This is a genomic window from Kribbella sp. NPDC051952, assembly GCF_040680855.1.
In the GTDB taxonomy this organism is placed as follows: Bacteria; Actinomycetota; Actinomycetes; order Propionibacteriales; family Kribbellaceae; genus Kribbella.
On sequence record NZ_JBFAXQ010000012.1, the window covers coordinates 109,366 to 123,523 of the forward strand.

11 protein-coding genes are annotated in these 14,158 nt (G+C 67.8%); 5 read left to right on the forward strand and 6 right to left on the reverse strand.

The window, feature by feature from the left end:
- Nucleotides 1-42: 42 nt before the first annotated feature.
- Nucleotides 43-3,057, reverse strand: coding sequence for a glycoside hydrolase family 38 C-terminal domain-containing protein (locus AB0L70_RS22650; RefSeq protein ID WP_363687142.1), 3,015 nt, complete (start codon nt 3,055-3,057; stop codon nt 43-45).
- A gap of 179 nt (nt 3,058-3,236) precedes the next feature.
- Here AB0L70_RS22650 and AB0L70_RS22655 point away from each other — a divergent pair, with 179 nt between their 5' ends.
- Nucleotides 3,237-4,295, forward strand: coding sequence for a TAXI family TRAP transporter solute-binding subunit (locus tag AB0L70_RS22655; protein ID WP_363687144.1), 1,059 nt, complete (start codon nt 3,237-3,239; stop codon nt 4,293-4,295).
- Between the two features lie 33 nt (nt 4,296-4,328).
- On the opposite strand, the gene AB0L70_RS22660 is transcribed toward AB0L70_RS22655, so the two are convergent.
- Nucleotides 4,329-5,702, reverse strand: coding sequence for a HAMP domain-containing sensor histidine kinase (locus AB0L70_RS22660; RefSeq protein ID WP_363687146.1), 1,374 nt, complete (start codon nt 5,700-5,702; stop codon nt 4,329-4,331).
- Between the two features lie 3 nt (nt 5,703-5,705).
- On the reverse strand, nt 5,706-6,371 hold the full coding sequence (locus AB0L70_RS22665; protein WP_012918592.1) for a response regulator transcription factor: 666 nt from the start codon (nt 6,369-6,371) through the stop codon (nt 5,706-5,708).
- 117 nt (nt 6,372-6,488) lie between these two features.
- Between AB0L70_RS22665 and AB0L70_RS22670 the strand changes: the two genes are divergently transcribed.
- From AB0L70_RS22670 to AB0L70_RS22680, 3 genes are all read left to right on the forward strand, one after another.
- A complete protein-coding gene (locus tag AB0L70_RS22670; RefSeq protein WP_363687148.1) occupies nt 6,489-8,564 on the forward strand; it encodes a TRAP transporter fused permease subunit in 2,076 nt (691 codons plus the stop codon).
- A gap of 32 nt (nt 8,565-8,596) precedes the next feature.
- Nucleotides 8,597-9,574, forward strand: a complete 978-nt coding sequence (locus AB0L70_RS22675) for a TAXI family TRAP transporter solute-binding subunit (protein WP_363687150.1) — start codon at nt 8,597-8,599, stop codon at nt 9,572-9,574.
- Between the two features lie 261 nt (nt 9,575-9,835).
- The gene (locus AB0L70_RS22680) at nt 9,836-10,471 is read left to right on the forward strand and encodes an isochorismatase family cysteine hydrolase (protein WP_363687152.1); all 636 of its coding nucleotides are present in this window, start codon (nt 9,836-9,838) and stop codon (nt 10,469-10,471) included.
- Here the strand turns inward: AB0L70_RS22680 and mgrA are convergent.
- Nucleotides 10,440-11,474 (reverse strand): L-glyceraldehyde 3-phosphate reductase, encoded by a 1,035-nt coding sequence (gene mgrA / locus AB0L70_RS22685; RefSeq protein WP_363687154.1) that lies wholly within the window; start codon nt 11,472-11,474, stop codon nt 10,440-10,442. The genes AB0L70_RS22680 and mgrA overlap by 32 nt on opposite strands.
- Before the next feature lie 94 nt (nt 11,475-11,568).
- Nucleotides 11,569-12,456, reverse strand: a complete 888-nt coding sequence (locus AB0L70_RS22690; RefSeq protein ID WP_363687156.1) for an aminoglycoside phosphotransferase family protein — start codon at nt 12,454-12,456, stop codon at nt 11,569-11,571.
- An 81-nt stretch (nt 12,457-12,537) separates the two neighbouring features.
- Between AB0L70_RS22690 and AB0L70_RS22695 the strand changes: the two genes are divergently transcribed.
- Nucleotides 12,538-13,158 (forward strand): flavin reductase family protein, encoded by a 621-nt coding sequence (locus AB0L70_RS22695; protein WP_363687158.1) that lies wholly within the window; start codon nt 12,538-12,540, stop codon nt 13,156-13,158.
- On the opposite strand, the gene AB0L70_RS22700 is transcribed toward AB0L70_RS22695, so the two are convergent.
- Nucleotides 13,105-14,079, reverse strand: coding sequence for a hypothetical protein (locus AB0L70_RS22700; RefSeq protein WP_363687160.1), 975 nt, complete (start codon nt 14,077-14,079; stop codon nt 13,105-13,107). The genes AB0L70_RS22695 and AB0L70_RS22700 overlap by 54 nt on opposite strands.
- Nucleotides 14,080-14,158 lie beyond the last annotated feature (79 nt).

Genomic DNA, 14,158 nt, shown 5'->3' on the forward strand with positions numbered 1-14,158 from the left:
AAGAGCCTCCCCCATCCCTCGGGATGGGGGAGGCGCCTCATGTCAGGAGCGCTTGAGGCGGAGGGTGAGGATCTGGAAGGGGCGGAGGTCCAGGGCGACCCCGTTGCCGGTCAGGTCCCGGTCGGCCAGGTGGCGTTCGAGCAGGTCGACCTCGGTGACCGACGTTGCGGCGAACGTCGGGGTGAGGGTGGCCCGCGAGCGACCGCCGGAGGACTCGTACAGGCGGATCACGACATCGCCGGACTGGTCGTCGGCCAGCTTGATCGCCTCGACGATCACGTTGTCGTTGTCGAGGGCAACGAGCGGCTCGACGCCGTCCGCACCGGTGACGATCCGCTCGGGCAGGTTGATCCGGTAGCCCTCCTCGATCGCCTCCGGGATCCCGGCGCCGACCACCAGCGCGTGGTTCACCGTGTGCACACCCTGGTCGGTCTTCGGGTCCGGGAACCGCGGCGCCCGGATCAGCGAGGTCCGGATCGTGGTCGTCGTACCGCCGTCTTCCCGCGCGGTCCGGTTGATGTCGTGGCCGTACGTCGAGTCGTTGACGACGGCAACGCCGTACCCCGGTTCACCGACGTGCACCCAGCGGTGCGCCGCGATCTCGAACTTCGCCGCGTCCCACGAGGTGTTCTGGTGGGTCGGCCGGAAGATGTGCCCGAACTGGGTCTCCGACGCCGACCGGTCGGCGTGCACGTCCACCGGGTACGCCGCCTTGAGGAACTTCTCGGCCTCGTGCCAGTCCATCTCGGTCTCGATGTCGACCCGCTTCGCGCCCGGGCGCAGCCGCAGGGTCTGGGTCACGGTCGACCGGTTGAACGACCGCTTCACGACCACGGTCGCGACGCCCTCGACGGTGCTGAAGTCGACGCTGTCGACCTCGGTCACGTCCCGGACGTTGTTCTTGTAGAACGAGTCGACGTCCCAGGCGTCCCAGTGGTTCGGGGTGTCGACGTGCAACTGCAGAAGGTTGCCCACGGCACCTGGCGCGATCACCTCGCGCTCGGCCTCGACGTCGTACAGCGAAGTGATCAGACCGCGCTCGTCGATCGTGACCCGGATGACCCCGTTGTCGAGGACACCGTTCTCGACCGACACGGCCTGGCCCTCGCCGGCGGCGATCCCGGCGCCCAGGCCGGCGACGCCGCTGCGGGAGTGCGGGGCCGCGTTGAAGACGATCTGCGCGTCGCCGGAGCCGGCCAGCGCCTGCTGGGCCTTCGCGATGATGCCGTTCAGCTCGTCGGCCAACCGCCCGTACGTCGCCTCGGCCTCGCGGTGCACCCACGAGATCGAGGAGCCCGGCAGGATGTCGTGGAACTGGTTCAGCAGCACGGCCTTCCAGATCCGGTCCAGGTCCTCGTACGGGTACGCGTCCAGCTTGCCGGCGACCACGGCCGCGGTGGACCACAGCTCGGCCTCGCGGAGCAAGTGCTCGCTGCGCCGGTTGCCCTGCTTGGTCTTGGCCTGCGAGGTGTACGTCGCCCGGTGGATCTCCAGGTAGAGCTCACCGGACCAGACCGGCGCGTGCCCGGCGTACTCCTCCTCGGCGGCGGCGAAGAACTCGGTCGGGGACTCGATCGAGACCCGCGGCGAGGACTCCAGGTTCGCCACCCGGCGGGCAGTCGCGACGAACTCACGGGTGGGGCCGCCACCGCCGTCGCCGTACCCGAACGGAACCAGCGAGCGGGTCGCGGCGCCGTTCTCCTGGAAGTTCCGCTGCGCGTGTGCAAGCTCGCGACCGGACAGGTCGGAGTTGTAGGTGTCGATCGGCGGGAAGTGGGTGAACACCCGGGTCCCGTCCAGGCCCTCCCACCAGAAGGTGTGGTGCGGGAACTTGTTCTCCTTGTTCCAGGAGATCTTCTGGGTCAGGAACCACTTCGAGCCCGACAGCTTCACCAGCTGCGGCAGGGCCGCGGTGTAACCGAACGAGTCCGGCAGCCAGACCTCCTGGGTGTCGATCCCGTACTCGTCCAGGAAGAACTTCTTGCCGTGCACGAACTGCCGGGCCAGCGCCTCGCTGCCGGGCAGGTTGGTGTCGGACTCGACCCACATTCCACCCACAGGAACGATGTGGCCCTCGGCAACGGCCTTCTTCAGCCGCTCCCAGACCTCGGGGTAGTTGTCCTTCACCCAGGCGTGCTGCTGGGCCTGCGAGAACGCGAAGACGAGCTCCGGGTACTCCTGCGCCAGCGTGGCGACGTTCGAGACCGTCCGGGCCACCTTGCGCCGGGTCTCCCGCAGCGGCCAGAGCCAGGCCGAGTCGATGTGCGCGTGGCCGACGGCGGACAGCTGGTGCGCGCTCGCGTGCGCAGGCCGGCTCAGTACGTCGGTCAGCTGCGCGCGGGCGTCCGCGGCGGTGCCGGCCACGTTCTCGTAGTCGAGGGCGTCCAGCGCGCGGCTCAGCGCCCGGAGGATCTCCTTGCGGCGCGGCTCCTGCAGGGACAGCTGCTGCTGCAGACCGTTCAGCGCCTCCAGGTCCAGGATCAGGTCCCAGACCTCGGCGTTGAACACGGCCAGGTCGGCGCGGGTCAGCGTGTAGATCGGCGTCTCGCCGAGCTTGGCACCGATGTCGGTCTTCGCGTAGGCGTTGTCGAGCGGGATCTCCGGGTTGGCCGCGCCCTCGACGTAGAACTCGATCGAGTCGCCGGCGGAGGCCGCCGTACCGTCAGGGCCGAGGATCGACAGCGGCGCGTAGGTCTGGCGCGGGTGCAGACCCTTCAGCGGTACGCCGGACGTCGTGTGCACCAGGCCCTCCGCGGAGAACCCGGGGCCGCCGCTGAAGCCGAGGTCGATGACGGCCTCGATCTCGCTACCGGCCCACTTGGCCGGCACCTGGCCGCTGAACCTGAACCACGCGGTGCCCCAGGCGGGACCCCACGGCAGGCCGATGGCGGCCGGCTCGTAGGTCTGGGCGAGCGCTTCGGCGGGGGACACCGGCTCACCAGGGGCGTGCCACACCTCGATGTCCAGTGGGACCGCCGCGCCGTAGATCGCGGGGCGGATCCGCTCCCGCAAGGCGCGCTCCAGCCGCTCCTCGATGAGTTGACGGTCGTCGTGCACGAAATCAGCCTCCGGGGAAGGATCCTCACGCGGCCACGCGGCCGCATGGATGACAACGCTGTCACACCTACCCCTGATGCGTCCAGACGCAGTTTGATCGCGATCTTCCGGATAGCGGTTCGGTTGCGGCCAGGGGCGCGGCTACCCCGGAGGCCCCGTTGTTGTCTAGGTTGTCCTGCATGGATCGCCCCCGCCTGCTGACCCCTGCCCGGCCGACCGGGCTGACCAGACGCAGCGTGCTCGGCCTCGGTGCCGCCGCCACGTCTGCCTTGGTCCTGCCCGGCTGCTCCCGCGGCCGCGGTGACGAGCCGGCGCCGAGTGGTCCGGCCACCTTCGCGACCGGCAACGCGGGCGGCGTCTACGCCCTGTTCGGGGCCGCGCTGAGCTCCATGGTCAGCGAGGTCACCGGCATGGAGCTCAAGCCGCTGATGACGAACGGCTCCGTGCAGAACATCCAGCTGGTGGCGCAGGGCAAGGCCGATATGGGATTCAGTACGTCGGACTCCGCGCTGGCCGCCTATGAGGGCACCGGCGAATTCGAGTCCGGCCGGCGGAAGACGTCCGCGCTGGCCCGGCTGTACGACAACTATGTGCATGTCGTCGTACCGATGTCTTCGGGCGTGTCGGAGCTCGAGGACATGAAGCCGAAGAAGGGCGGTAAGCCGCTCGTCGTCGGCGTCGGCCCGAAGAACTCCGGCACCAGGGTCATCTCGGAGCTGATCCTCCAGACGGCCGGGGTCGAGGTGGTGCCGAGGTACCTCAGCCTGGCGCAGTCGGTCGAGGGGCTCCAGGACAAGGCCAACAACAAGGACACCAAGCTCGCGATCGACGCGTTCATCTGGAGCGGCGGAGTGCCGACTCTCCCGATCAAGAATTTGCAGACGTCGATCGGATTCCGGCTGGTCAACATCGGCAAGGTGGCCCAGGAGATCGCGGTGAAGAAGTTCGGTGGCTACGTGGTGTCGGCGATCCCGCCGTCGCAGTACGGGCTGGCCAGTTCGGTGCCGACGCTGGCGATCCCGAACTACCTGCTGTGCCGGCCGACGCTGTCCGACTCGTGGGCCTGGTGGACGATCAACACGCTGTTCCGCCGGCAGAACGACCTCGTCGGCGACCCCAGCGACCCGACCAACTATCACCCGGAGGCCGGTGCGCTCGATCCGCGCTCGGCGATCGCGACAATGCCGATCCCACTCCACCCCGCCGCCGAGAAGTGGTTCCGCGAGGCTCACATCTGAGCTGTCCCGCGGAACCGCCGGTCAAACGTTCTGTCAGGCGTCGTAGTCGTCGATCAGGGGGACGCGGACCTCGATCACCAGGCCGCCGCCGATCGGTGGGCGGGCGACGACGCGGCCGCCGACGCGGGCCGCCTCGGAGCGGACGATCGCCAGCCCCAGGCCCGTGCCCGGCATCTCCCGGTGGTGCGCGCTGCGCCAGAACCGCTCGCCGACCTTCTTCAGGTCGCGTGATCCGAGCCCGAGCCCGTGGTCGCGCACCGACATCACCACCTCGGTGCCGTCGCGGGTGACCGAGACCTCGACCGGCGGAGCGCCGTACTTGGAGGCGTTGTCGAGCAGTACGTCGAGGATGTCGTCCACCTCGAGCTCCGGGGCGACCCCGCCCGGGACCATCTCGCCGATGATCAGTTCCAGGTCGTCGGCGGAGTACACGGCCTTCCAGCCGACCAGCCGCTCCTTCACCGCCTGGGCCAGGTCCAGCGGCGCTTCGTTACCGTCGGCATCGGCACCCGGGCGGTCGGAACCGGCCAGCCGGGACAGCCGCTGGACGATCCGGCCGAGCCGGTCGATGTCGCTCAGCGCGAACCGCGCGGTCGGGGACAGCCGGGACAGGCCCTCGATGTGGATCCGGGCCGAGGTCAGCGGCGTACGCAGCTGGTGCGACGCGTCCGCGACGAACTCCCGCTCACGCTGCCGGGCCTGGTGCAGGCTCAGCGCCATCGAGTTGAAGCTGTCACCGAGGCGGCGCAGCTCAGGAGCACGTCCGTCCGTCGATACCCGGGTGTCGAGCGCGCCGCGGGTGATCTGGTGGGTCGCGTTGTCCAGGTCCTTCAGCGGCCGCAGCACCCAGCGGGTGATCGGCCGGACGATACCGATGATGATCGCGCCGATGCTGATCAGCAGGCCGCCCAGGAGCAGCAGCAGCTTGTTCTGCACCTCGTCGCGGCCGTTCTCGGTCGGGACCCGCAGTACGGCGGCTCCCAGCACGCTGCCGTTGTTGACGACCGGGCGGGACACGATCATCTCGCCGGAACGCCACGGCCACAGCGCCGGCGGCTCGTCCGGAAGGCGGCCGGCCAGCGTGCTGTGCAGGGCGCGATCGATGTCCGCTTCCTTCACGTTCACGCCGGACACCGACGTCGCCACGACCCGGGAGTCGACGTCGACCACGAAGACCGGCGTGTTGTAGAGCTCCTGGTAGCGGACGGCCATTTCACGCAGGTTGGCGATGTCACCGGTCTGCAGCGGGGACTCCGCCATCGCGGCGAACCAGTCCGCGTCGTTGCTGCGGGACAGGAACAGGGTGCGCGAAGCGCCGGTGGCGATGAAGTTGGCCAGCGGTACGACGGCCACGATGGCCAGGGCGACCACCATGGGGACGAGGGACTGCAGCAGTCGACGGCGCAACGGTCAGTCCGAACCGAGGCGGTAGCCAACACCGCGGATGGTCTGAACCAGCTCGGGGCGGCCGAGCTTGGCACGCAGGCTGGCCACGTGCACGTCCATCGTGCGTGAGGAAGCCTCGAAGACGGACTGCCAGGCGTACAGCGCCACCTGTTCGCGGGGAACCACCCGGCCGTGGTGTGCGGCCAGCACAGCGAGCACGTCGAACTCCTTGCGGGTCAAACTGATGGGCTTGTCCGCCACCTGCACGGTCCGCGCCTCGATGTCCACGGTCAGGTCGCCGACAGTCACCCGGGGGCGGGGCTGCAAGAGGCCGGTACGACGAAGTACAGCATCGATACGGGCCAGTAGCTCGGAAATAGCGAACGGTTTCACTACGTAGTCGTCGGCACCGCTGCGCAACCCACGGACCCGGTCGGCCGCTTCGCCCCGTGCGGTCACCGCGATCACCGGTACGTCGGACACCGTGCGGATCTGCCGGCACACGTTGATGCCGTCCCCGTCCGGTAGCCCGAGGTCCAGCAGGACCAGGTCGCCGGGGTCCGCCGCAAGGGCGTCCGCCGCCGTCCGGACATGGGTCACCATCAGGCCGTACCGCCGCAACGCGGGTATCAGGGCATTGGCGATATCGAGATCATCTTCGACCAACAGAATCCGGACGGCGCCACTCATGCGGTGATCGTAGGCCAGGAGACGCTCATGTGTGTCAGATCTTGGTAAAGACGTAATCACGTGACTCCACCCAGTGTTCGGCAACATTAGCCTTCGGACACAGGAGGGAACCGGTCGATGACTGTCGGTGTTGGAACGGGGGCTGGCGCGAGCACGCCCTCCGAGGAAGAACTGGCCGAGTACGAGCAGGAACGGCCCGCTCGGCGGCTTCGGCCTGCCCTGGACCTGGTGATCTCGGTCTGGTGCGCGGTGATCAGCGTCGGCGTACTGGCACAGGTTTTCTTTCCACTACCACAAGGCACGCAGTTCTACTTGGTGATCTTTCTCGCAGCCGTCCTGCCGATCACGCTGTTGTGTTACCGCGGCTGGAAGGTCCCGCCGTTCCTGAATCCCTTCAAGGCCCGGGCGACGGACGACCCGGGGATCACGGACTGGATCCTCGCCGTAGTGGCGCTGGCGGTCTGCGTTTATCCGCTCTTCGACTTCGACGGTTATCTGGAACGGCGACAGGCGCCGACCACGCTGGACATCCTCGCGGGTGCCCTGTTGCTGGTCCTGCTGCTCGAGGCATGCCGTCGTACGACGGGTTGGGTATTGCCGCTGTTCAGCCTGTTGTTCATCGCGTACGCGTACTACGGCGGCTACCTGCCCTACACCTGGTCGCTGGCGCACCAGGGCTTCAACTTCGACGCGATCATCGCGCAGTTCACCATGGGAACGGCCGGGTTCTACGGGACGCCGTTGAGTGTCGCGGCCAGTTACATCGTGCTGTTCACCATCTACGGCGCGGTCCTCGACTACTCCGGCGCCGGCAAGTTCTTCATCGACCTGTCCTTCGCCGCCTTCAAACGCAGCCGTACGGCGCCCGGCCGCACCGTCACGCTGGCCGGCTTCCTCCTCGGCAGCGTCTCCGGTTCGGGTACGGCGACCGCCGTATCGCTCGGCACCGTGTCCTGGCCGATCCTGCGCCGGGCCGGCTACCCGCCCGAACCGGCAGGTGGAATGCTCGCCGCGTCCGGCATCGGTGCGATCCTCTCGCCACCGACCCTCGGCGCGGCCGCCTTCATCATCGCCGAGTTCCTCCAGGTCTCGTACCTGACCGTCCTCGGGTACGCCGTGATCCCGACGATCCTGTACTACCTGGGCATTCTGCTCGCGATCGAGATCGATGCCCGCCGGCACGGGACCACGTCGGCCGAGACCTCTGACCAATCCGCGTGGCGGTTGCTGCTGCGGTTCGGGTACCACTTCCTCTCGCTGTTCGTGATCATCGGCTTCATGGCGGTCGACGTACCGCCGTTCAAGGCCGTGGTCTACGCGGTGGTGATCCAGTTCGGGTTGTCGTTCCTGGATCGCGAGCACCGGCTGACGGCCGGGCGGTTGTTCAAAGCGCTTGCCCAAGGCACCCGTTCGGTGCTGCCGGTGGCGGCCACGTGTGCGACCGCAGGCGTGATCGTCGCGGTCACCACGCAGACCGGTCTCGGGCTGAACCTGGCCGAGATCATCGTCGACGCGGCGCGGGGCCTGACCGACAACCACACCGTGGTGCTGATCCTCACGGTGGTGTTGTCGGCGTTCGCCGTACTGATCCTTGGGCTTGCGGTGCCGGTGACGGCTTCGTTCATCATCGCCGCGGTGATCATCGCGCCGGCGCTCGTCCAGCTCGGGGTGACGCAGCCCGAGGCGTACATGTTCATCTTCTACTACGCGGTGCTGTCCGAGGTGTCGCCGCCGACCGCGCTGGCGGCGGTCGCGACGGCTGCGATCACCGGTGGCAAGGTGATGCCGACGATGTGGCAGGCATGGAAGTACACGCTGCCTGCGTTCCTGGTGCCGTTCGCGTTCGTGCTCACCGACAACGGCGCGCATCTGCTCGGGCAGGGATCGCTGATCGGCATGGTGTGGACGTTGCTGGTGTCGATGCTCGCGGTCGCCGCGCTGGCCGTCGTGACCGGTGGGTGGATCGTCGTCGCGGCCGGGTGGCTGGAGCGGCTGGTCTGCGTACCGGCCTCGCTCCTGCTGCTCTACCTGGCGCCCGTAACCATCGCGGCCGGAATCTGTTTGCTACTTGTTGCCGTTGTCATCAATCTGGTCCGGCGGCAACGCCAGACCCCTTCCCTGGCCCCGGACGCGATGAGCTGTCCAAATTCAGACGGACGCGATGAGCTGTCCAAATTCAGACGGACGCGATGAGCTGTCCACATTCAGAAAGGATCCGTGAGTTCATGAGACTCCGTCGCCTCCCCACCGCCGCGGTGGCGCTCGCAGCTGCGGTCTCGCTGGTCGCCTGCGGTGGCCAGCGTGAGCCCTCAGGTTCCGGTTCGGCATCGGGTGGGCGGCTGACCATTGCCACCGGCAACACCACCGGCGTCTACTACCAGCTAGGTGGTGCGCTGGCCCAGGTGATTTCGCAGAAGGTTTCCGGGTACAGGGCGACCGCGAGCGAGACGGGGGCGTCTGTGCAGAACGTGCAAGGTCTGGTGGCGGGGAACTACGACATTGCGTTCTCGCTCGGTGACACAGCGTCCGATGCGGTCAAGGGCGAGAACAGTTTCCAGGCGAAACAGGACGTGGTCGCGTTGACCCGGCTCTACAACAACTACACACAGGTCGCGGTCCGGGCCTCGGCCGGGATCAACTCCATCGCGGACCTGAAGGGCAAGAAGGTCTCCACCGGCTCGCCGAACTCGGGCACCGAGGTGATCGCGCGCCGGCTGCTGGAGGCCGCGGGCCTCGACCCGGCCAAGGACGTCACCGCGCAGCGGCTCGGCCTGCCGGAGTCGGTGGACGGGATGAAGGCCGGCACGATCGACGCTCTGGTCTGGTCCGGTGGACTGCCCACCGGTGGGATCACCGACCTGACCACGAGCATGGGAAAGAACGTGAAACTCTTGCCCATCACGGATCTACTGCCGAAGATGCAGGAGAAGTACGGCGCGATCTACACCCAGGCCCCGATTCCGGCGGCGACGTACAAGCAGCCCGCCGACGTCGCGACGATCATCGTGCCGAACGTGCTGCTGGTCCGCAAGGACATGAAGGACGAGTTGGCCGAGCAGCTCACCAAGGCGATCTACGACAACATGGACGCACTGGTCGCGGTGAACGCGGCGGCCAAGGGCATCACGCTCGACAACGCCGACAAGACCGACCCGGTACCGCTGCATCCCGGCGCGAAGAAAGCGATCGACGGCTTGAAATAAGCGCTTTTCGCACCAACCCATAGACCGTCCTCCCCCGCACACCAGGCGCAGCGGGGGAGGACGCAGGGCCCACCTCCGCACACCAGGCGCAGTGGAGGCGGGACCCGTCGGCTCCCACAACCAGGCGCAGTGGGAGTCGGCAGACCGGGCCCGGACCCACGGAGGCATCCAAGGGATTCCGGGCCCGGTCACCTTTTAGTCGCCTACACGGGCCCGGCTAAATCGCGAGCTTCGGCCGGCCCGGCGGGGTATTTTGCGGTGATGCCTGAATCGTTCTTCGCGCTTCCGTTGAACCGCGTCGCCGTCGTGCTGATCGACTTCCAGAACGACTTCTGCAGTCCTGAAGTCTCCGGCGATGGGCCCGTGACGAATACGAACAACGCCGCCGCAGCGCTCCGGGCCAACGCCTTTGCTCAGGAGGCGGCCTCGCTGGGTGCTCGGGTCGTGTACACGCAGCAGGTGCTCGATCTGGAGCGTCTGACCGAGCGTCAGCGGCGGTGGGAACGTGCGGACGGATTGTGTGCCGCCGGGTCCTGGGGTGCGGAGTTGTTCATCCCGCCGGTGGCCGGCTCCGAGGTGATCGTGAAAGATCGCTTCGACAGCTGGCAGAGTGCCGCGTTCGAAGAGTTCCTGACGGCCGAGGACATCGACGGGCTCGTCATTTGTGGGGTCGAGCTGGTGTGTTGCGTGCTGTACGCGATCCTCGGGGCTTCGGAGCGCGGTTATCACTACGTCGTACCGCCCGATCTCGTGTCCGGTCAGGACTTCGGTGACGAGACCGACAATCGGGCGGTACGCGACTACCTCCGGTTCAACCGGCCGGACCGGTTGGTCCCCTCAGCGGAGATCCTGGCCCGCTGGCGGGTCAGGAGTCGGAGCTCTTCTTCCAGAGGTTGATGCCGGCCTCTACGGCGTCGGCGTCGATGGCTTCGAGTTCGTCGGCGGAGAACTTCAGGTTCTTGACCGTGGCGAGGTTGTCCTCGAGCTGGGCGACGCTGGAGGCGCCGATCAGGGCGCTGGTGACGCGCTCGTCGCGCAGGGTCCAGGCGAGGGCGAGCTGGGCGACGGACTGGCCGCGCTCCTTGGCAATCTCGTTCAGCGCGCGGACGTGCTTGAGGGTGTCCTCGGTCAGCGAGTCCGGGTTCAGCGACTTGCCCTGCGCCGCACGGGAGTCCTCGGGTACGCCGTTCAGGTACCGGTTCGTGAGCACGCCCTGGGCCAGCGGCGAGAACGCGATCACGCCGACGCCGAGCTCACCGACCGCGTCGAGCAGGTCCTCCTCGATCCAGCGGTTCAGCATCGAGTACGACGGCTGGTGAATCAGCAGTGGCGTCCCCATCTCCTCGAGGATCCGCGCCGCCTCCCGGGTCCGATCCGCCGAGTACGACGAGATCCCCGCGTACAGCGCCTTACCCGAGCGGACCGCGGTGTCGAGCGCGCCCATCGTCTCCTCGAGCGGCGTGTCCGGGTCGAACCGGTGCGAGTAGAAGATGTCGACGTAGTCGAGACCCATCCGGCTCAGCGACTGGTCCAGCGAGGCGAGCAGGTACTTGCGGGAGCCTCCGCCCTGACCGTACGGGCCCGGCCACATGTCGTACCCGGCCTTGCTCGACAGGATCAGCTCGTCGCGGTACGGCTTGAAGTCGCGCGCGAAGTGCGTCCCGAAGTTTGTCTCGGCGGCACCGTACGGCGGGCCGTAGTTGTTCGCCAGGTCGAAGTGCGTGACGCCGAGGTCGAACGCCCGCCGCAGGATGTCGCGCTGAGTGGCGAACGGCTTGTCGTCGCCGAAGTTGTGCCACAGCCCCAGCGAGATCGCGGGCAGCTGCAGTCCGCTGCGCCCGGTCCGCCGATAAGCCATCTGGTCGTCATACCGGCTCTCAGCCGCCACATAGTCAGTCACGGAACCCCATCCTGCCCCATGTCACAACATGTGCAAACCCCCTTGTTTTCTTGAACAAATCCGAGCACTGATTGCCAGAAGCCCACCTTCTTGATCAGGTCAGACCCGACCACGGCTCGGGTGGGTTACCAGCGAAGAACCGGAGCAGACCGAGGATCCGACTGGCCGGCGGAGCGGTCCAGTGCCGTTGCCCGGGCCAAGGCGCCGCCGGGAGTTTGCCGAGCGCCCAGTCGAGGTGGAGCCAGACGGCACCCGCAGCGAGCTCGTCGAGTCGCAAGCCGGCCGTGCTGTGGCGGACGTAGTCGGGCAGGATCGCCGCAACGTGCTCGAGCGGGAGCTTGGCGAAGTCCACGGCACGCGGCGCGTACGCGGCGTCACCCCAGTCGATGAGCCCGGTCAGTTCACCGTCGGGTGTGACGAGAAGGTTGTGCGCGGCAACATCTCCGTGAATCAGCACCGTCGGCTGGTCACGGTCGAACCTCTCGGCGAGGCGGGAGAACCAGTCGGCCAACCACTTCGCCGTACCGAGGTCGAGAAACCCGCGCTCGGCCAGGTCGTCGATCACCGGCCATGGATCCCGCCAGTCATCCTGTGGAAGGCCGGGTACGGCGAGTCCGGCACCGTCGTGCAACCGCGCCAGCTGCTCCGCCAGCTCGGCCGGCACATCCGTTGGCTCGATCCCGTGCACCCGGCCCATCACGACGTACGGCGCATCGATCACCTCGCGGCTCTCGTCGTACTCGACGATGCCCGGTGTCAGCACGCCCGCGGCCCGCGCGACGGGGATCACCGCGATCTCCTTCCGGAGATCGGCCTCGAACCCTGCCCGTGCAACCCGCACGAACATCCGGTCGCCCAGCCCGAACCCCCGGTTGGCGACGCCGCCCGTCACCTCCACCACTTCCTCGGGCCGCACCCCAAGCCGGGCGGCCACTCCAACTACCTGCTCCAGCAACTGGTCAGCTCTGCGGACGTCGTCCAACGGGTGCCTCCCTAGGGGTGGGTTGGTTCGATCCTTGTGGTGGGGTGAGTACCCGTCCACCGGATTTGATGTACTGCGAGCGTGCGTGTCGATGTGGATCCGGAAGCAGTGGGCCGGCGGGAGTTCTACGCCCTGCTGAACTCCGTGGTGGTGCCGCGGCCGATCGCGTGGGTGTCGAGTCAGTCGGCCGACGGGGTCCTGAACCTCGCGCCGCACTCGTTCTTCACGGTGTCCTGTGTCCAGCCGCCGATGGTGCAGTTCACCTCGGTCGGACGGAAGGACAGCCTGAACAACGTCGAGGCGACCGGTGAGTTCGTGGTCAACTTCGCCGCCGAACCGCTGTTCGAACAGGTGAACGCGTCGGGCACGAACTTCCCGCCGGAGGTCTCCGAGTTCGAGGCGATCGGTGTCCACACCGAACCGTCGCGCACGGTCGCCGTCCCTCGGGTCGCGGAGTCACCGGTCGCGATCGAGTGCACCCTCCACACCACCCTCGAGCTGGGCGACTGCACCCTCGTGATCGGCCAGGTCCGCCACCTGGCCGTCGACGCCGCGGTCCTGGATGGGGACCACCACCCCGACATCAACCTCCTTCGCCCCTTGGCCCGGCTGGGCAAGGACGAGTGGTCCACTCTCGGCGAAGTCCGCTCAATCACCCGAATCCGAGCCGCCGACTGGCCGGGCCACTTCTCGCGTGGCTAGGTGTTTGGTCAGGGATTCGAGGTAGGGGGACAGGCGGAGCGGGCCGTGGTCGGGCGAGGTCGTGGTGGCTGGGTGCCAGGTGAAGTCGGGGGTGACCAGGTGGACGTCGGGGGAGAGCGGACCGGGGTCGTGGGAGTAGGAGCGGGCGGCGAGGTTCAGGAGCAGGCCTAGCGCAGGGATGACCGAGAGGTCCCGGATGACGTGGATCATCAGGACGTCACGAACCGGGAAAGCGGCCAGGACCCCATGCAGCGGTGGGGTTTCGAGCTGGAGGGTCTCGCGGAGAACCGTGTCCAGGACAAGGGCACGGGAGGCGGCGAACGCGGTCCCCGTGACGAAGGCGATGCGGATGTCGTCGTGCTCGACCCACTCGACCTGATCGGTGAGGCCGCGAAGGTTGGTCAGGCCGATGCTCTCGGCGGCCGACCAGGTGAGGCCCAGGTCGGACGGCTCGAGGTACATAGTGACGACGTCGTCCTCGACGGCGGAGGAGACGGACAGTACGCCGGGCACGAAGTCGGGACGGTCCGCGGTCCAGTCGGCGGGCAGCGCGTCACGGGGCACGAGCCGTTGGATCAGGTCGTGCTCGGGATGGGCGGGCGGAGTCGGCGGGCCGTGGCGGAGTTGGGCCAGGAGTTGGGTGAAGTGTGTGTCGATCAGCGTTGGCCACTGGGTCTCGTCGTACCGGGCGAGGATGCGGGCGAGGTTGCTCAGGCCTAGCACCGGCCCGGTGGCGGACGATCCGACGGGGACGAGGGCCGCGCCGCCCTCGTAGGTGAGGTCGAGTCCGAGGCGTGTGGCGGTGTCCAGGCCGAGCTGCACCAGCAGGGTGGCTTGGGGGCGGGACAGTGGCGTCAGGACCGGGTCGGGCCGGTCGGAGTGGTTGCCGTGGGCATGGTCGGTGTGGCTGTCGATGGTCATCGGGACCACCTCCTCGGCAGAGAAAGTACGAGGATCGGCACCCGTCGCAGCCCGCGATTTCGAACCTGTGGACAACTAC

Bases quoted from the DNA above. Each gene is read 5' to 3' on its own strand.
- AB0L70_RS22655 (WP_363687144.1), top strand. From the start codon at position 3,237: ATGGATCGCCCCCGCCTGCTGACCCCTGCCCGGCCGACCGGGCTGACC.
- AB0L70_RS22665 (WP_012918592.1), bottom strand. From the start codon at position 6,371: ATGAGTGGCGCCGTCCGGATTCTGTTGGTCGAAGATGATCTCGATATC.
- AB0L70_RS22670 (WP_363687148.1), top strand. From the start codon at position 6,489: ATGACTGTCGGTGTTGGAACGGGGGCTGGCGCGAGCACGCCCTCCGAG.
- AB0L70_RS22675 (WP_363687150.1), top strand. From the start codon at position 8,597: ATGAGACTCCGTCGCCTCCCCACCGCCGCGGTGGCGCTCGCAGCTGCG.
- AB0L70_RS22680 (WP_363687152.1), top strand. From the start codon at position 9,836: ATGCCTGAATCGTTCTTCGCGCTTCCGTTGAACCGCGTCGCCGTCGTG.
- AB0L70_RS22700 (WP_363687160.1), bottom strand. From the start codon at position 14,079: ATGACCATCGACAGCCACACCGACCATGCCCACGGCAACCACTCCGAC.